This window comes from Rhodococcus sp. PAMC28707, assembly GCF_004795915.1.
Taxonomy (GTDB): Bacteria; Actinomycetota; Actinomycetes; order Mycobacteriales; family Mycobacteriaceae; genus Rhodococcoides.
The window spans coordinates 831,968-849,789 of the sequence record NZ_CP039253.1; the positions used below are offsets into that span (position 1 = coordinate 831,968).

Annotated in this window: 17 protein-coding genes and 1 pseudogene; 3 read left to right on the top strand and 15 right to left on the bottom strand. The window is 63.7% G+C overall.

Going from position 1 to position 17,822, the window contains the following annotated elements:
- Positions 1-70 precede the first annotated feature (70 nt).
- The gene (locus E5720_RS03840; protein ID WP_136169540.1) at positions 71-1,804 is read left to right on the top strand and encodes an Hsp70 family protein; all 1,734 of its coding nucleotides are present in this window, start codon (positions 71-73) and stop codon (positions 1,802-1,804) included.
- Here E5720_RS03840 and tsaD read toward each other — a convergent pair.
- The 8 genes from tsaD to glmS all read right to left on the bottom strand — a co-directional run bounded on the left by tsaD (position 1,801) and on the right by glmS (position 10,237).
- Positions 1,801-2,844 (bottom strand): tRNA (adenosine(37)-N6)-threonylcarbamoyltransferase complex transferase subunit TsaD, encoded by a 1,044-nt coding sequence (gene tsaD / locus E5720_RS03845; protein ID WP_136169541.1) that lies wholly within the window; start codon positions 2,842-2,844, stop codon positions 1,801-1,803. The two genes, E5720_RS03840 and tsaD, sit on opposite strands and share 4 nt — an antisense overlap.
- The gene (rimI, locus tag E5720_RS03850; RefSeq protein WP_136169542.1) at positions 2,841-3,317 is read right to left on the bottom strand and encodes a ribosomal protein S18-alanine N-acetyltransferase; all 477 of its coding nucleotides are present in this window, start codon (positions 3,315-3,317) and stop codon (positions 2,841-2,843) included. The genes tsaD and rimI overlap by 4 nt, the downstream gene beginning before the upstream one ends.
- Entirely contained in the window at positions 3,314-3,976 is a 663-nt protein-coding gene (gene tsaB / locus E5720_RS03855; RefSeq protein ID WP_136169543.1) for a tRNA (adenosine(37)-N6)-threonylcarbamoyltransferase complex dimerization subunit type 1 TsaB, read from the bottom strand. Before tsaB ends, rimI begins: the two co-directional genes overlap by 4 nt.
- A 47-nt stretch (positions 3,977-4,023) precedes the next feature.
- Positions 4,024-4,536, bottom strand: a complete 513-nt coding sequence (gene tsaE, locus E5720_RS03860) for a tRNA (adenosine(37)-N6)-threonylcarbamoyltransferase complex ATPase subunit type 1 TsaE (RefSeq protein WP_136169544.1) — start codon at positions 4,534-4,536, stop codon at positions 4,024-4,026.
- Entirely contained in the window at positions 4,529-5,509 is a 981-nt protein-coding gene (locus E5720_RS03865; RefSeq protein ID WP_247596285.1) for an alpha/beta hydrolase, read from the bottom strand. Before E5720_RS03865 ends, tsaE begins: the two co-directional genes overlap by 8 nt.
- A 56-nt stretch (positions 5,510-5,565) precedes the next feature.
- Complete coding sequence (alr, locus tag E5720_RS03870; protein WP_247596286.1) at positions 5,566-6,708, bottom strand: alanine racemase; 1,143 nt, start codon at positions 6,706-6,708, stop codon at positions 5,566-5,568.
- Between the two features lie 196 nt (positions 6,709-6,904).
- Positions 6,905-8,338 (bottom strand): NAD(P)H-hydrate dehydratase, encoded by a 1,434-nt coding sequence (locus E5720_RS03875; protein WP_136169547.1) that lies wholly within the window; start codon positions 8,336-8,338, stop codon positions 6,905-6,907.
- Positions 8,339-8,374: 36 nt separating this feature from the next.
- Positions 8,375-10,237 carry a glutamine--fructose-6-phosphate transaminase (isomerizing) gene (gene glmS, locus E5720_RS03880; protein WP_136169548.1) on the bottom strand — a complete coding sequence of 621 codons (1,863 nt, stop codon included), beginning with the start codon at positions 10,235-10,237 and terminating at the stop codon, positions 8,375-8,377.
- Positions 10,238-10,348: 111 nt separating this feature from the next.
- On the opposite strand from glmS, the gene E5720_RS03885 reads away from it, so the two are divergent.
- Complete coding sequence (locus E5720_RS03885) at positions 10,349-11,203, top strand: hypothetical protein (RefSeq protein ID WP_136169549.1); 855 nt, start codon at positions 10,349-10,351, stop codon at positions 11,201-11,203.
- 6 nt (positions 11,204-11,209) lie between these two features.
- On the opposite strand, the gene E5720_RS03890 is transcribed toward E5720_RS03885, so the two are convergent.
- Genes E5720_RS03890 through E5720_RS03900 form a run of 3 tightly spaced genes read right to left on the bottom strand, consistent with a single transcriptional unit; the run spans position 11,210 to position 13,769 of the window.
- Positions 11,210-11,491, bottom strand: a complete 282-nt coding sequence (locus E5720_RS03890) for a hypothetical protein (RefSeq protein ID WP_136169550.1) — start codon at positions 11,489-11,491, stop codon at positions 11,210-11,212.
- A 38-nt stretch (positions 11,492-11,529) separates the two neighbouring features.
- A complete protein-coding gene (locus tag E5720_RS03895) occupies positions 11,530-13,452 on the bottom strand; it encodes a hypothetical protein (RefSeq protein WP_136169551.1) in 1,923 nt (640 codons plus the stop codon).
- Positions 13,449-13,769: a type VII secretion target gene (locus E5720_RS03900; protein WP_136169552.1), complete on the bottom strand. Its 321-nt coding sequence runs from the start codon at positions 13,767-13,769 to the stop codon at positions 13,449-13,451. The genes E5720_RS03895 and E5720_RS03900 overlap by 4 nt, the downstream gene beginning before the upstream one ends.
- Positions 13,770-13,918: 149 nt before the next feature.
- Between E5720_RS03900 and E5720_RS03905 the strand changes: the two genes are divergently transcribed.
- The gene (locus E5720_RS03905) at positions 13,919-14,959 is read left to right on the top strand and encodes an LLM class F420-dependent oxidoreductase (protein ID WP_136169553.1); all 1,041 of its coding nucleotides are present in this window, start codon (positions 13,919-13,921) and stop codon (positions 14,957-14,959) included.
- 36 nt (positions 14,960-14,995) lie between these two features.
- On the opposite strand, the gene glmM is transcribed toward E5720_RS03905, so the two are convergent.
- The 4 genes and pseudogenes from glmM to E5720_RS03925 all read right to left on the bottom strand — a co-directional run.
- Positions 14,996-16,333 carry a phosphoglucosamine mutase gene (gene glmM / locus E5720_RS03910; RefSeq protein WP_136169554.1) on the bottom strand — a complete coding sequence of 446 codons (1,338 nt, stop codon included), beginning with the start codon at positions 16,331-16,333 and terminating at the stop codon, positions 14,996-14,998.
- A 106-nt stretch (positions 16,334-16,439) separates the two neighbouring features.
- Complete coding sequence (rpsI, locus tag E5720_RS03915; protein ID WP_136169555.1) at positions 16,440-16,976, bottom strand: 30S ribosomal protein S9; 537 nt, start codon at positions 16,974-16,976, stop codon at positions 16,440-16,442.
- Positions 16,973-17,416 carry a 50S ribosomal protein L13 gene (rplM, locus tag E5720_RS03920; RefSeq protein ID WP_136169556.1) on the bottom strand — a complete coding sequence of 148 codons (444 nt, stop codon included), beginning with the start codon at positions 17,414-17,416 and terminating at the stop codon, positions 16,973-16,975. Before rplM ends, rpsI begins: the two co-directional genes overlap by 4 nt.
- 164 nt (positions 17,417-17,580) lie before the next feature.
- Positions 17,581-17,814 (bottom strand): annotated as a pseudogene (locus E5720_RS03925) (TraR/DksA C4-type zinc finger protein); the annotation flags it as partial.
- Between the last annotated feature and the right edge of the window lie 8 nt (positions 17,815-17,822).

Sequence of the window (17,822 nt, forward strand, 5' to 3'; positions counted from 1 at the left end):
GCTGCCATGACACGGAGCCGTAACAGCGTCCGGACATGTAGTCGATTCCGAACAGGGTGGGAGGTGCGCGGTGAAGGTTGGAATAGGGGTTTCCACCGGAACCGAGGTCGTCTGTGCTGCCCTGGTCGTGGTGGACGAGGATGGTTCGCACACCGTCGAATACCGGACCGTCTCCGCCGACAGTGAGGCCAATACCGACATCGGCCAGCTGGTCACATCGGCAATAGAATTGATGACGACCCTGGCTCCTGCACCCACTGGGCAAGGCGCACATTCGACTGGACGACGCGAGCCGGACACCATCGCGGTGTCGTACCGCACTGCCGAGCAGTCTGCATCCATTCGTTCGGCATGCAGCAACTCACACCGTGCGCTCTCGTTGGTTCCCGAATCTGCGGCTTCCCACGCGTTCCTTGTCGAGTCCGGGCTCATTGCGCGCTACGGCACCGTCTCGGTTGTCGACCTGGGCGCCTCGGGCTCGACCGTGACGATCATCGACGCCCAATCCGGTGTCGTCCACGCTTACGAACGCAGCGCCGACCTCGGCGGTGACGCGGTCAACAGTCTCGTCAAAGATCTTGTACGCAGTAAATCGGAACGCGAAAGTCGACCGCGAGAGGACGCCCACAGCAACGATTCTGCGCGGTACCGCACGGTCAAAGAACACCTGTCGACATACGATTCGGCATCCATCAGCCACGACGGAGTGACGACCACTGTGGCTCGGACGGAATTCGATGTGCTGATCCGCCCGTCGGTGACAAAGCTCGTGCGCCGTGTCACGCAGGCGGCCGATCGTACGGGCCGTGCACCCGAAGCGGTGGTACTCATCGGCGGCGGCGCACTCATACCGCTGGTGCGGACCGTGTTCGAGTCCGAACTCGAGGTTCCTGTCCTTACCGTCGACGAACCCGATGCCGCCCTTGCTACAGGTGCCGCTCATCTCGCCCTGACCGCTGCTCAGGGCCTCTACCCCACGGTCGGTGCCAATGCCGGATCGTCGGCTCGATCGGTCGGTCGTTACTCCGGAGCGTTGGTCGGCGCTCTTCTCGTCGCCGGAATCGTCCTCGTCTACGGAATTCAGGCATTGACCCCGTCCGATGACACCGGCTACTCCCCCGCAGGCACCGAGGTTCCATCCGAGCAGCACAGCGATCCGAGCACTACCTCGATCGCAGACATCGCCACCGACGCGGCCGATCCGCGGGCCACGACAACCTCCCTGGAGGTCTCGACGGGGAACCAGACTTCGGCCCCGACGTCGACATCGACATCGACCACATCCGAGCGCGGCAATGTCACCGACATGGCGCCGACGCCCACCAGTTGGCCGGCGGCATCGACTCCCACGCCGACGCTGCACCCGGCACCGGATCTTCCGCTGATTCCGTTTCCCTCTCTGCCGAATTGGGACGAAGTCGTTCCGTTCCCCGACAGCACCACGACCGTGCCGCCCTCGCCGACTCCGAGCATTCCGGAATCGACACTGCCAGAGTCGACCCCTCCTCAAGCCACCCCGTCCGAAACGACCCCGACCGGACGACCTTCGGTGACGTCGAGCGAGTCCGTTGCGGTCCTCCCGCCTGGCACACCGGACGGTGTCCGCACGGCGGACGCCGACGGTTCACCCGCACCTCAGGCGTCGCCGGAGTTGACGCCTCCACCGACCGTGTGGTCACCGCCCGCTGTTGTTCCAGCGGACCCGGCTTCGCCCTCGGACGATTCCGCAGACAACGTGGCAGAAACACCGGCGCAACCGACCGCGAGTCCTGTCACGACGAATCAGCCGGTCACAACGAACTAGGCGCGGCCCGATATCAGGCTGGTGGACACCGGAAGCCCGGGGTCGGTCGCTGCTCGCAGGTCCGATGCCTCGGCCCCACCCGCTATCAGGTGCGCGCCGAGCGTGGCGATCATGACTCCGTTGTCGGTGCACAACCGAGGCTTCGGAATTCTCAAGTTCAATCCAGCTGCGCTGCACCTAGTTTCGACCAGTGAGCGGATTCTGGAGTTTGCGGTGGCTCCGCCCCCCAACACGAGTGTGTTGACATCGACATCCTGTGCTGCGCGCACCGCCTTCATGGTCAGCACATCGGCCACGGACTCCTGAAAAGACGCAGCGATGTCGGCGACGGGAATGCTCTCTCCTGCGCGCCGACGTGCCTCGACGAATCTGGCAACCGCCGTCTTCACCCCGGAGAACGAGAAGTCGTACCGCGCGTCGCGTGGGCCCGTCATGCCTCGCGGAAACGCAATAGCGTGCGGATCACCTTCTCGCGCAGCATCATCGAGCGCTGGTCCGCCTGGGTAACCCAAACCGAGCAATCTGGCAACCTTGTCGAATGCTTCACCCGCCGCGTCGTCGACAGTGGTGCCCAACTCTACGATCGGAGCACCGAGATCATCCACGTGCAGCAAGTGCGTATGCCCGCCGGAGACCAGCAACGCGACGCACGGCGGCATCGGCCCGTGCTCGAGGGTATCGACCGCCACATGCCCACCCAAATGGTTGACGGCGTAGAACGGCACACCCCATGCGGCCGCATACGCTTTGGCTGCGGCGACGCCGACCAGCAGAGCGCCAGCCAGTCCGGGGCCGATCGTCACGGCCACGGCGTCGGGCCGATCGATGTCGGCCGTTGCGAGCGCACGCCGCATCGTCGGAACCATCGCCTCGAGATGCGCGCGTGACGCTACCTCTGGGACAACACCGCCGTATCGTGCGTGCTCGTCGACACTGGACGCGACCTCGTCGGCGAGCAACTCGCACACACCGGAATCACGCCACCGGACGACACCCACACCTGTTTCGTCACACGAACTTTCGATACCCAACACGATCACGAGAGCGTGCCTCCATTCCCGACTTCGCGCCGCATCGTGTACGCGTCCGCGCCGCTCGGCTGGTAGTACTTAGGCCGAGTGCCGACCACCACGAACCCGGTAAGGGTGTAGAGCTCGATAGCAGGTTCGTTGTCGGTACGCACTTCGAGGAATACCGGTCCGCCGTGGCTGTCGGCTGCCGCGAGCAGATCGGCCAGCAATGCCCCTCCGATGCCGCGGCGGTGCGCGAGAGGATCGACTCCGATGGTGTGTACTTCCGCCTCCGCCGACTCCCCCTTGCCCAGCAAAGCGACCCCGGCGTAACCCATCAGCGTGCCACCCTCGCGCGCGGCAACGTAATGATTGTGCGGCGCAGCAAGTTCCGATAGAAAAGCCTGCGCGGTCCATGGGCCGTCCCCGGGAAACAACACCCTCTCGAGTTCGGCGCAACGCTCGGCATCGGCTCCGAGCAGTGGCGACAGAATTACGGTCAAGGTGTCACCGCCTTCGCTGCTGCGCGCTCCTCGAGAGTTTTCGCGTCCGGCCGGCGAAGGTAGAGCGGCACGATCGGTGCCGGCGCAGATCCGGCTGCCAGGTGCTCGAGAGCCGCCAGTACCAAACCCTGAGGCGACGGCGACTCCACTTCTCGGACAGGAACTTCGAACAGCGCGACATGCGCCGGAGACCCAGCGGCCGCACTCGCCCCGGCAACATCGAGCTGAGCAGGAGCAACGACTTCCGGGCCTGCGTACCGGACCGCATGTCGGTACCGCGCCCAATACACCTCACGGCGCCTGGCATCGGTGACGACCACCAGATCTGGCTCGTCGGGAAGTTCGGCGGCAATCGCGTCGAGACTGCAGACACCGTGGATCGGGATGCCCAGTGCGTCGGCAAACGCGGAGGCCGTTGCCATTCCGACGCGAAGTCCGGTGAACGGGCCGGGACCGACACCGACGACCACGGCCTGCAGATCCCGTGGTGTCAGTGCGGCGTCGGCCAGACATTGGAGGATGTTGGGTGTGAGGACCTCGGCGTGAAGTCGAGGGTCGACCACGATTCGCTGAGACAGGGTATGCGGCTGCCCGTCGGTGACGCGAACCACACCGGCGGTGACTGCGGGCGTGGAGGTATCGACAGCGAGAACGAGCACGGTTTCTCAGAGTACCCGCATGTCACTGCGGGCCTGCCGCGGCACCGTCAGTCCTGCACCGAATGTTGGACTCGGTTCAATTCGACGCACCTGTCATCGGTGTCGAGGTCGCGTCGGATGCGGACCGACACATGAGAATCGGTGAGCTTCTCGACCAGTCCCTCGCCCCATTCGACGACGACCACAGCCGCCTCCAGATCGGTGTCGAGATCCAACGCATCCAGTTCGTCGAGGGCAGACTGCCCCGTCATTCCCAGCCGGTACGCGTCCACGTGAATCAAGGAGACGGGGGCTCCACCGTTCGGCCGAATCCCGGCCCGGTGTTCGCGTGCAATGACGAACGTCGGCGAGCTGACCCTGCCCTGCACCCCGAGACCCGACGCAATACCCCGCGTCATGGCGGTCTTCCCCGCACCCAGCGGCCCATCGAGGATCACGAGGTCGCCGGCGACGAGGGTTTGGGCCAGCCGGTATCCGAAGTCTTCCGTGTCGGCCGCCGTCGGCAAGATCAGTGAGCGCCCATCGAAATGCAATGTGGACGGCGACGTGGACTCAGCCAATGCCCCGCCATCCACTTCGTCGACGTGCCCGCACAGCGGTCGCCCGGGTGAGGAGGCGCACGAGGGCGGCGTTGACTTTGTCCGGAAACTCGAGCTGCACGAGATGACCGGCTTGAGGCACCCGAACCACCTCGGCCTCGGGCAGTGCTTCAGCCATCGCCAATGTGCTCGCGAGCGGAATTATCCAGTCTTCGTCGCCACACATGACGGTCACCGGAATGCGCGTGAGGTGCGACAGCGCATCCTTCTCGTTGTGTAACTCGAGGGTTTTCAGAAAGTTGACGATCGTGACTACCGAGGTGTCGTCGATCATCGATTGTGAGAAAGCAACCAAGCGCGGACTCACCCGCGTTCCGTACGACGCCGCACGAAGTACCGGCGAGATCAGCGCCCGCACAGCCCCGCGTCCGAGCTGGACCACGCCGGGCGAAGTGCGGACAGCAAAGCGAAATGCATCGATGACGGGATTGTTCAGGCTTTTGCCCAGGCCTGTTTCGGCCAGTCCAGCGGCTGTCGTCGAAAGCAATCCAACGCCGACGACCCTGTCCTTGACCAGGTCCGGACGCTGACGCGTGAACGACAGAATCGTCATTCCACCCATCGAGTGGCCGATGAGGACGAGATGACCGCGCGGTGCGACTGCACGAATGACTGCGTCGAGATCGGAGCCGAGCTGTTCGATGGTGCAACTTTCGGGCGTCGGTTCACCGGACTTGCCGTGGCCGCGCTGGTCGTAGAAGACCATTCGGACGGACGAGCCCCACTCTTGCTCCAACGCTTGGCGCTGAAAGTGCCACGACGACATATGGAGGCAGTACCCGTGTACGAACACCGCAGTGATGGGGGCGTCGGTGGGCCCGACTTCGCGAACTGCGAGCGGAACTCCGTCGTCGGCGGTGACGATGGATCCCCGATCGGCGTTCATCAACTGGAGGTTCTCGTTGGCCAGGGGATCCTTGTTCGAACGCAGCATCGTTTCACGCAGGGCCAACCCGACGCTGTTGACTATGCCTAGATGTCCGAGCAGATTCATCTGGTTACCTCACCCAATTTCTTCTCCAGCAGTACCGCACCGAGGCCCCGGTACGACCTGCGTACACGGCCGCGAATTCCGGTGACTATCTCGTAGTGGATGGTGCCCAACCGATCAGCCCAGTCCTGTGCACGTGGCCCTCCGCCGTCACCGGATCCGAAGAGGACCGCAGTATCGCCTTCGGTGACCCCTGACCCGCTCGGCCCGAGATCCACCATGCACTGGTCCATACATACCCGCCCCACCGAAGGAAACAGTCGCGAACCGATCTGCACGTCGAAACGCCCGCTCAGATTACGGACGAGCCCATCGGCGTATCCCATCGGGATGAGCGCAACCGTGGTGTCCTTCTCAGCGGTCCAGGTATGCCCGTAGGACACTCCGTCACCGGCGCGGACCTTCTTCACCAACGCGACCGGCGCCGACACCGTCATCGCGGGCCGCAGGCCGAAATCACCGAGTTCCGGTATCGGCGACAAGCCGTACATCGCAATACCGGGCCGGACCATGTCGAAACGAAGATCGGGACGAGTAACAGTGGCCGCCGAATTGGCCAGATGAACCCTCTCGGGCTGGATACCGGCTGCCTGCACGCGAGCAAGAGCAGCACGCAAATTCTCTGCCTGGCGATCGTTGGCAGGATGCTGCGGACTGTCAGCGCACGCCAGATGAGAGAAGATTCCGCGCAAATGGACGGACTCCTCCGCGACGGCCCTACCCAGTACCTCGATCACCTCGTCCCACTGTTCGACGGGAATGCCGTTTCGGTTCAAGCCGGTGTCGACCTTCAACGTCACGACTGCGGGGACGTTCGCAATGCGCGCATCGGCAACTACTGCCGACAGTTGGGTGGCCGAGGACACACCGATTCCGACCCCAGCCGAGATCGCCGGAGCGAAGTCGGTGTCGTGTCGGTGCAGCCAGGCAAGAATAGGGGCAGTGATGCCGGCCCTGCGCAGTGTGAGCGCTTCGTCGAGTGTCGTGACACCCAGTTCTTCGACTCCCGCGTTGAGCGCCACTGTTGCAACCGCCAGCGCACCGTGGTTGTAGCCATCTGCCTTCACAACGGCCATCATCGAGGCGTCACCAGCATATTCACCGAGAACAGCGATGTTGTGGGCGATCGCGTCGAGATCGATGGTGGCAGTTGCACCTGTACCGGAGTTGGGGTCCTCTGCGCTGCCTGCTGCCGCGTCGACTACCGGCACGAGTTCACTGTCCACAACGTTCGATGATGCCACTCGCAACACATTGCTCTCTACTCGGTGCACCGAGGTCCTCGTTCCACTTCGCGCCGATCGTGACCGAAAACACCATAAACGTCCGGCCCGCACCTCACACTGTGACAGAACGCAGAATTCTGATGGCCTCGGGTATTGCGGACAGGAGGGGGCCGGCCGAAATCGGTGCTGCGAACTCGCCCCTGGACCCATGCGCTGCAGTCGCCGCCGCCAGCGAGTGCGCCCTGGCCCCACACGCTGCCGCAACGGACGATTCGAGACCGGAGGCCAGCAATGCCCCCAGCACTCCGGACAGGACATCTCCGGATCCTGCCGTCGACGCAGCGGATCCGCCCGCATCGTTGACGAGGACCCTGCCGTCCGGGTCGGCGACAATCGTCGCCCGGCCCTTGAGTAGTACGGTCACACCCCAACTCGATGCCAGATCACGCACCGCGGACACTTTGTCGGCGCCTGGCGCCCGGCCGGTCAACCGCTCGAATTCTCCGGCATGCGGTGTCAGCAACGTCGGTGCCGTGCGCGAGCGCACCATATCCGGTTCCGACGCCAAAATGGTCAGGGCATCGGCGTCGACCACCACGGGCAGATCGGAGGAGAGGATGTCGGACAACCATGCCCGCGACCTTTCCCCGGTGTCGAATCCTGGACCGACCACCCATGCCTGCACGCGTCCAGCATTCGCCGGATCGGCCGAGACGATGACCTCGGGATAGTGAGAGACAACCTCTGCGGCCGCGCTACCCACGTACCGCACCATGCCCGAAGTCGCGGCCACCGCAGCTCCGGTGCACAACAATGCAGCCCCCGGATATCGCTCACTGCCCGCGGCAATCCCTACGACACCCTGCGAATACTTGTCGTCCTCGGCTGTAGGAATCGGCCAGAGGGCGCCGACGTCGGAGGGCTCGAACGCACGAATGTACGGATCGGGCATGGTCAACCCGATCTCCACGAGCTCGACTCTGCCGCAATGCGGCACCGCAAGCACATGCACGGGTTTGCGCGCACCGAAAGTCACGGTCACCGCAGCTCGAACGGCTGGACCATCCACGCTGCCCGTCGTCGGATCGACACCGCTGGGAATGTCTGCGGAAACGATCGGAGCGTCGAGCGCGGAAACGATGGCGGCCGCATCGGATCGAAGCGGACCGGTGCCGGAGATGCCGACGATGGCATCGATGACCAGGTCCGGATTGTCCGGTGCGTCCACGACCTTGCCGCCGGCGCGTCGAAATGCCGCAAGGCCTTCCGGGTGCGTGCGGTCCGGTTTCAGCAGGACCGCACTGACCGCTACCCCCCGGGTGCGCAGGATGGCGCCGGCCCACAGTCCGTCGCCGCCGTTGTCACCGGACCCGACGAGAATGCTCACCCGTCGACCGACGACCCCGCCTGTCCGGCCCACCAACTCGCGCGCCACTACCGTTGCCAGACCGTGGGCTGCACGGCGCATCAGAACCCCCGGCGGCAACGCCTCGAGGAGCGGTCGCTCCGCGTCGCGAACCTGATCAGGCGTGAAATAGTGCCGCATAAACAGTCTCCCGTCGGACGTTCACCTACGTTGCTGCTACTCGACCGTGACGGACTTCGCCAGGTTCCGCGGCTTGTCGACGTCGTATCCCCTGGCCTGCGCCACTTCGGCGGCAAAGACCTGCAACGGCACAGTCGACAACAGTGGCTGCAGGAGAGTCGGAGCCACCGGGATCTCGATCAGGTGGTCGGCAAAGGGACGGACAGTTTCGTCACCCTCCTCCGCGATCACTACTGTTCGAGCACCACGCGCCTGGATCTCACGAATGTTGCTGAGCATCTTCGAGTGAAGGACCGCGCGCCCCTTCGGCGAGGGCATGACCACGATCACGGGCAACCCGTCCTCGATCAGCGCGATGGGACCATGTTTGAGTTCACCTGCAGCGAAGCCCTCCGCGTGCATGTATGCGAGTTCCTTGAGCTTGAGGGCGCCTTCGAGTGCCACCGGGTATCCGACGTGGCGGCCGAGGAACAGAATCGTCGGCGACATAGCCAATTCTCGTGCGAGTTCACGCACCGGTTCCACCGAATCGAGCACTTTCTGCACGAGTTCGGGCATCGCTTCGAGGTCTGCGAATTCCCGTGCGACTTCGTCGGGGTACTTCGTTCCGCGAGCCTGCGCGAGTGCAAGCCCGACGAGGTAGTTGGCAGTGACCTGAGCGAGAAACGCCTTGGTCGACGCGACGCCGATCTCTGGACCCGTTCGCGTGTACAGGACTGCGTCGGCCTCGCGCGGAATCTGCGAGCCGTTGGTGTTGCACACGGCGAGAACTCGCGCACCCTGATCTTTCGCATGGCGTACGGCTTCGAGCGTGTCCGCGGTTTCGCCGGACTGCGAAATCGCGACCACGAGAGTGGATCGATCGAGAACCGGATCTCGGTACCGAAATTCGCTGGCGAGTTCGACCTCCACCGGAAGTCGCGTCCAGTGCTCGATGGCGTACTTCGCAAGCAGCCCGGAATGATAGGAACTTCCGCACGCTACAACGAAGATCTTGTCGACCTCACGTAGCTCCTGATCCGACAACCGCTGCTCGTCCAAGACGATCCGCTGATTCTCGAAGTGCCCGAGCAAGGTGTCCGCGATGGCAGCGGGCTGCTCCTGGATCTCCTTGAGCATGAAGTAGTCGTAGCCGCCCTTTTCGGCCGCAGCCAGATCCCAATCGATATGGAAGGGGCGTCCCGACGCTACGTTGCCGTCGAAGTCGGTGATCTCGTATCCGCCGGCAGTGATGACGACTACCTGATCCTGGCCGAGTTCGACAGCCTCGCGCGTGTGCTCGATGAATGCAGCCACATCCGAACCCAAGAACATCTCGCCGACACCTACTCCGACGACCAGCGGCGTCGATCGACGCGCGGCGACAATGGTGTCGGCATGATCGGAATGGGTGAATACGAGCGTGAACGCGCCCTCGAGTCTGCGCAACACCGCTTTCGCGCTGGCGACGAAATCGCCCTTCGTCGGCCCCTCCTCGTAAGCGCACGAGACGAGGTGGACTGCCGCCTCGGTGTCGGTGTCACTGGAGAACTCGATGCCCCGGGCTTCGAGTTCGGCGCGGAGTGGCCCGAAGTTTTCGATGATGCCGTTGTGCACGACCGCGACCGCCCCCGAGACGTCACGGTGTGGATGTGCATTTCGATCGGTCGGACGCCCGTGAGTTGCCCACCGGGTGTGACCCATGCCCGTCGACCCGACGAACCTCTCGGCGCCGACTTCTTCCAGTTCGGCCTCCAGATTCGCCAGCCGACCCGCCTTGCGTTCGACGGCGGTGTTCCCGGCGCCGTCGAGTATCGCAATCCCCGCTGAGTCGTATCCCCTGTATTCCATACGCCGAAGCGCCTCGACCACTACACCCAGAGCTTGGCGGTGGCCGACGTATCCCACGATTCCGCACATGGTGCTTGAGGGTACTCGGAGACAGACGGAGATCCTCGCGGGAGAACGCGAGAACCCTTACTCGGCCCCTTACCCCCGCCGATCACACCCGATCCGATAGCGTCTACACCCGTGGCGACACCTAAGAAGCTCGCAGCAGAACTCAGCAAGCGCGGTCCGCACGAAGTGCTCCGCGGCGATCTCGCCCTCGCCGGCCAACCCGGCGTCGTCTACACCCCGGCGGAGGGCTACAACCTGCCCGGAGTCGCTTTCGGGCACGGCTGGCTGTTGCGCGGCGACCACTACACGAACACCCTGAAGCACCTAGCGTCATGGGGCATCGTCGCCGCGGCGCCCGACACCGAACGCGGGCCGTTTCCGTCACACCGCGGTCTCGCCGCCGACCTCGGCACAGTGCTCGACATCATGACCGGAGTGCGGTTGGGAACCGGAAACATCAGTGTGCACCCCGAAAAACTCGCCGTCGCCGGCCACGGCATGGGAGCGAGCGTTGCAGTTCTCGCAGCCGCATCACGCACGGACATCAAAGCCGTAGCCGCGCTATTTCCGGCACCGACGGTGCCGAGCGCAGAAGACGCAGCACAATCCTTGTCGGTTCCCGGTTTGGTGCTGGGAGATGCAGCCATGACCGATTCGATGAGCGACAACACACTCGCGCTCGCCGGCGCATGGGGAGGGCCATCGACATTTCGACGCGTCGACAAAGCGTCGTCCGACGGCATGGTCGAAGGGCGACGGCTGCTCAGCCCCCTCGGCTTCGGCGGTACCGAGAAGTCGACAGTCGAGGTCGTCCGTGCGCTATTGACCGCATTCCTGTTGTTCCACGTATCCGGTGACAAGAAGTACGAAGAGCTCGCCGGTGCAGCGGAATTGAAGAACACGCGGGTGATCGATCCCCACGCACCGATTGCCGAGCAGCCGAAGCCGAGTGCCATCTCGGCAGTGCGTGCAGTGATCGGTCGCTGACCCTCGTCACCTCAGCCAGCTCGAAGGCGGGTCGTCCTCGGCCCTGGTTGCCTGCACTGCTGCCTGCACTCGCGTATCCAAGTTCGCCGGCATCAGATACGACCGGTATGCGTCCACGGATCGATTTTCCTCGACGTTCTCTTTCGAAACTCCACTCGGTCCCGGTCCCGGTCCCGGTCCGTGATCGTCGATGGCGGCCGCTGACGGCCCGACACCGGCCGTGGCGCGCGTAATCGCGTCGAGTCGATCCGACACCCGATCCAGTGCGGCTCGGTGCTCGGCCCGCACGCGCTGAATTTCGCTCCTCCACGTGCCCCTACCGCCGGTCACAGCGGCCCGGCCTCGGCAAGGTGTGCACCCGAGTCCAACGATGGACCCTCTGCGTCCTGGTCCGCCGCTGAAGGTGCCGGACCCTCGGCCGGTGTCGGGGGTTGCGACGGAGTTCGTATCGGGGGTCCTATCGGGGCGGCTTCACCCTCGTCCGGCGTGCACACCGCAGGTTCGAAATCTTCAGGTTCGGAGTCTTCGGACGTACCCAGACCCGGTGCGATGGGCTCGGGCTCTGGCACTTCCTCCGGCTGCTCTACGTTCGATTCGCTCGCAGGTCGGTCGGGATCTCCCTGCTCGGGGATAGCTTGTTCGGGGATAGCTTGTTCGGGAGCCGAGCCGAAAGCGACGGGCGGAGCTTCGAGAGTCTCGACGATCACGGGAAGCCCGAGCGGACCCATCCTAAGTTCGAATCGACGTACTCCGCCGTCCGGGCTGCCGAGTTCCAACGACACCGTTCGATTCTGTGCCACCGCGATCTTCGCGCTGTGCCCATCCAATTCGGCCTCGAGGTGCCCTCGTTCTGGTGACACGCCACCCGAGTCCGGTTCCGCCGTATCAGCTGCCGGCGGAGGCGTATCGTCGTTCACTGGTTCCGCGTCAGCCTTCGGCGGCTCCGCGGAAGACAGTGAATCTTGGTCCTGTACAGAGTCATTCGAGCTGAACTGCTCCTCTCGACCGTTCGGCGGGGTCGGTGTCTCACCGGATTCGGAATCGAGAATGTGATCCAAGGCCGATCGAATATCGGCAGTGAGCGGTTCCATCACACGTTGCACCGCCGACTCGATCGCTGCCGCCGAGTCGGGCGAGCCGGCTGAACCGGAGGGGCCAGTGTGACTTCCGGTATCGATATCCGGGCTTCGCTGCGGCTGCGACTCTGGCATGCTGCTGGTCGCGGGGGCCGCTGTGGGCAAAGCCTGTTGCGGTATTGCGGACTGCAGTTGCGCGGACTGCGGCAGTACCGGCGGCGGCAGTACCGGCGGCGGCAGTGCGGGCAACGGCAGTGTCGACTGAGGCACCGTGCCCGGGGCAGACTCCGGGAGACCGTCGGGCGCAGTTCGACACCGGGGGTCGGGTCGATCCACAGCCGAGTCGTCGATATCGGTGGACGGAAATTCGGAATCATCGATGGCCTCAGCTGTGTTCGCCACGACTGCCAGAAGGTCGCGAACACCGGTGTCCGTGGCCGTGCATATTTCCACAAATGCGAGGCAGGTCTCGATGACCGTGGGCCGGAAAACGTCGTTCAGCCACGCATCGCAGACTCTTCGAACCTTGCTCAGTCCCACACTGTCGAGGGGTGTGCGGGTGTCGACCACCTCAGCGACCTCGGGCAGCGCAGCCTCGACCGCAGCCAGAAAAGCATTCGCGACCGGTCCGATACTCTGGACGGAATCAGGGTCCAGGCCTGCGAAGTACGCGATGGCGTCGATCGACTCGATCGGTTTGCCGCCGACCCGAGAGAAGTCGATCGATCCTACGACGGACGCTTTGTCCCGCACGATTTCGCCGATGACATCTGCCGCGGTGTGCATGGATTGGTACAGCTGATCGATCGAGTCCACACGCGAAAGCGCGCGCTGCAGGTCCGATTCCATGTCCGACATCGCCGCCTCACCGGCCGGGCCCGACCACGAACGGGCCAGTACCGCGCACAGACGCCGCTGTTCCTCGATCTGCGAGCGTGCGACCTCGAGCACGCTGCCCAACGCGTCGGCATCGGCAGTCAAGGCCGCGATATCCAACCCGCGTTGCTCGTCGTAGCGTGCGCACATTTCGGCGTACGTCCACTCGCGAGAATCATCGATCCGATGCAGCGTCGGGAGGTGACGTTCGAAATACAGCAAGCCCCGGGTGCCGCCGTCGAGAAGGCTGTCGACCGAGGCCGAAAACTCCACACCCGGCATCGTCGGTGCTGTCATCGGGTCGATTCGATTCGGGGATCGTGCAGGGACGTCGACAGCGCATCGTCGACAAATCGATATCCATCGACGGCGATACGGAGCCGGTCGGCGTTGTCCTCGGACGCCTCACTCCAGCGTCGTAGCGACGACCCCACACGTCCGCCGGCCGCTCCAATGCGCACACCGAGGTCGCCGTAGTTCCGGCCGGCGACCGCCGGACCGAAAGTGAGCCCGCTAGCAATCTCGGCAGCCGACGCAATCGCCTGGGCAGTGTCGACGAAAGCTCCGGTTACAGCACCGACTGCCTCCGCATCGATATCCAATTCGTCACACATCTCGCACACCACGCTTCCACGTTCGTCGGGCGAAATACCCCTGTCATGTTCGACGCAGCCCGCATGGAATCGGTTCCCTCCGGTACCGGTAGCGTCCCAGGTGTACAGCTCGGGTTACAGATAACACGCTCATACCTGCGAGGAGTCTCATGCATATCGGAACCACGCTCAACTACTCGGGCGGATTCAAAGAAACCGTGGCCGAGGTAGAAGAACTCGAGAAGTCGGGCCTCGATATCATCTTCGTTCCCGAGGCATACTCCTTCGACGCTGTCAGCCAACTCGGCTTTCTGGCGGCGAAGACGTCGACGATCAAGATCGCGTCGGGCATCTTCCAGATCTACACCCGCACACCATCGTTGACCGCGATGACTGCGGCCGGCCTCGACTACGTCTCCGACGGTCGCTTCGTTCTCGGCCTCGGCGCGTCCGGCCCCCAGGTCGTCGAGGGTTTCCACGGCGTCAAGTACGACGCACCCATCGCCCGGACCCGCGAGGTCATCGAGATCTGCCGTCAGGTGTGGCGTCGCGAGAAGGTCGTCCACCAGGGCAAGCATTACCAAATCCCCTTGCCTGCAGACAAGGGTACCGGCCTGGGTAAGCCGCTAAAATTGATCAATCATCCTGTGCGCGAGAAGATCCCGGTAGTCATCGCTGCACTCGGACCCAAGAACGTCGAGCTCACCGCAGAAATCGCCGAGGGCTGGCAGCCGATCTTCTACTTCCCGGAAAAAGCGGACCAGGTGTGGGGAGACGCGCTGAGCGCAGGCAAGGCCAAGCGAGACCCGTCCCTGGGCGACCTGGAGGTCTTCGCAAGTCCGACACTCGCCATCGGCGAGGACGCTGAGAAGTATCTCCCGTGGGTCAAGCCTCACCTCGCCCTGTACATCGGCGGAATGGGAGCCAAGGGAAAGAACTTCTACAACGACCTCGCTCGACGATACGGTTACGAAGCCGAGGCCGAGAAGATTCAGGACCTGTATCTGGCAGGCAAGAAGGAAGAAGCAACTGCTGCGGTGCCCGACGAGCTCGTGCGCGCCATCAACCTGATCGGGCCGGAAAGCTACGTCAAGGAACGCGTCGCGGCATTCGCCGAGGCCGGTGTCACCACACTGAACGTCCAACCTCTGGCTGAAAACACCGCAGGTCGTGTCGCACAGTTGACCGCGCTTCGTGCTCTGACGGACTGATCCGACCGAAAACACTGATCTCGGGGACGGCCCGAGTCAGACCTGCCCGACCCGATTCGCCAACTCCTCGGCGAGTCGCCGGGCGAGGTCCGGCTCGGCCGCCTCCACCATCACCCGCACCAACTGCTCGGTGCCGCTGGGCCGCAACAAGACTCGACCTGTATCCCCCAACATTCGCTCGACCTCGGCCACACCTTCGAGCACCGCAGGCGCCGTCGCCACAGCTGCCTTGTCCGATACCTTCACGTTGATGAGCACCTGCGGAAGAATGGTCATTGTCGAGGCCAGATCGCCCAAAGTACGACCGGTCTCGGCCATTCGCCCCATAATTCGCAGCGCGGTGAGGGTTCCATCACCGGTGGTCCCGAAACCGGGAATCACAACGTGGCCACTTTGCTCGCCACCCAAGGCGTAGCCCCCAGCTCTCAAATCCTCGAGAACATACCGGTCGCCTACTGCTGTGGTGCGCACGTCGATATCAGCGGCTCGCATCGCGATGTGCAAACCGAGATTGCTCATGACCGTGGCTACCAGCGTGTTATCGGTGAGCTCGCCGGATTCCTTCATTCCGATGGCCAGTATCGCCATGATTGCATCGCCGTCGACAATGCGTCCAGAGGCGTCGACGGCGAGGCATCGATCGGCGTCACCGTCGTGAGCGATGCCCAAGTCGGCTCCATGGGAAACCACGGCTGCCTGTAGCTCTTCCAGGTGCGTGGATCCGCAGCCGTCGTTGATATTGAGGCCGTCCGGGTCCGCGTTGATCGCGATCACCCTCGCTCCCGCTGCCGCGTACACCGAGGGTGCGACTGCGGACGCAGCACCGTTCGCACAATCGACGACAACGGTGACGCCGTCGAGCCGAATCGACAATGCCGTGCCGAGATGCGCCGCATATTCCTCGGCGGCACCCGTCATCACTCGGACGCGGCCGATACCCGAACCTGTGGGTGCGGGCATGGCACCATCTCCGGCTACGAGGGTCTCGATTCGATCTTCGACGTCGTCGTCGAGCTTGTGTCCGCCTGCCGAGAAAATCTTGATTCCGTTGTCCGGCATCGGATTATGAGACGCAGAGATCATGACACCCAGTTGCGCACCGCGCACCGATGTCAGGTACGCAACGGCAGGTGTCGGGAGAACCCCGACGTCGAGCACGTCGACTCCCGACGCCGTCAGGCCTGCGGTCACCGCAGCTGCGAGCATCTCACCACTTGCTCGCGGATCGCGACCCACCACCGCGACGGGGCGTTCCGTCGCTGAAGCCTGCGTCAATACGGTTGCGGCAGCCCTGGCCACCTTCACCGCCAACTCCGGAGTCAACAAGCCGTTGGCCAGCCCCCGCACACCATCGGTACCGAAAAGTCGAGTCATCTGGAGTTCGTCCCCCTTCGCCAGAAAAAATGATCTTCAAACGCCGCGAGGGCAGGCATCCGAGAATTCTGGACGCCTGCCCTCGCGGGTAGAACTGGAAAGAACGTCAGCGCTTGGAGTACTGCGACGCCTTACGTGCCTTCTTCAGACCGTACTTCTTGCGCTCCACCGAACGCGCATCACGCGTGAGGAAGCCGGCAGCCTTGAGGGGCGGACGGTCTTCCGGGGTGAGCTCGATGAGGGCGCGCGCGATAGCCAGACGCAAGGCGCCCGCCTGTCCGGACGGGCCGCCACCGTGAAGCAGGGCGACGATGTCGAAGGACTCTGCCCGATCGACGAGGACCAACGGAGCCTTGATCAGCTGCTGGTGCACCTTGTTCGGGAAGTAGTCTTCGAGGCTGCGGCCGTTGAGCTTGAACCCACCGCTGCCCGAGGAGAACCGGACGCGAGCGACGGCTTCCTTACGACGACCGACCGTCTGGATCGGGCGATCGAACAGGATCGGTGCAGGCGCTGCAGCAGCGGCTTCGATCTCCCCGACTACCTCGGGCTCTTCGACAGCCACGAACTCGTCCGCGGCGATCTCGACGACCTCTTCGGTGTTCTCCTGGGACGTCACGTCATTTCCCTCCGGCGCCGTCACTGGGACACCTGCTTGATCTCGAACGGAACGGGCTGCTGAGCTGTATGCGGGTGGTTCGGTCCCGCGTAGACCTTCAGCTTGCCCGCGATGGCACTGCCGAGCTTGTTCTTGGGGATCATGCCGATGACGGCTTTTTCCACGAGGCGATCAGGGGTCCTGTCGAGAACCTCGCCGACCGTGCGCGACTTCAAACCGCCCGGGTGGCCGGAGTGGTGGTAGAGGAGCTTGCCATCGCGCTTGTTACCGCTGATGGCAACCTTCTCCGCGTTGATGATGACGACGAAGTCGCCACCGTCGACGTTGGCTGCATAGGTGGGCTTGTGCTTGCCACGGAGCAAGTTTGCTGCCTGGACGGCGAGCCGACCCAGTACAACGTCCGTAGCGTCGATCACATGCCAAGTCCGGGTGGTGTCCCCGGCCTTAGGGCTGTATGTAGACACAAAAATTCCTGTCTTCATGATGTCGCTGCTGGCCAAGACGTGTGTATCCCCTCGGCGGCCAGTTGAGACCCGAGAGCAAGTGATCGCCGCCCAACGCGCGCGACGATCTCATCCACGCCATCGTGGGACAATACCGGTTCGACCTGCAGCAGGTCAAAACGCCTTCACCGAAGTCGGACGCAGACTATGCAGCGCCGAGCCGCGGGGAGCGCCTCCAAGCGGGGATCGGCGATAGCTGACCCGCACCGCTCGCACACTCCATATGAACCTGACGCGACGCGTTCCCGAGCTGAATCGAGCTCACGAACTTCGTCCTCTGCATCGCGCGCCAGCCCGATCACCTTTGCTCGCTCGAAGGCGATGGTAGATCCTTCCGGGTCGTGCTCGTCGTCATCTGACAGATCGT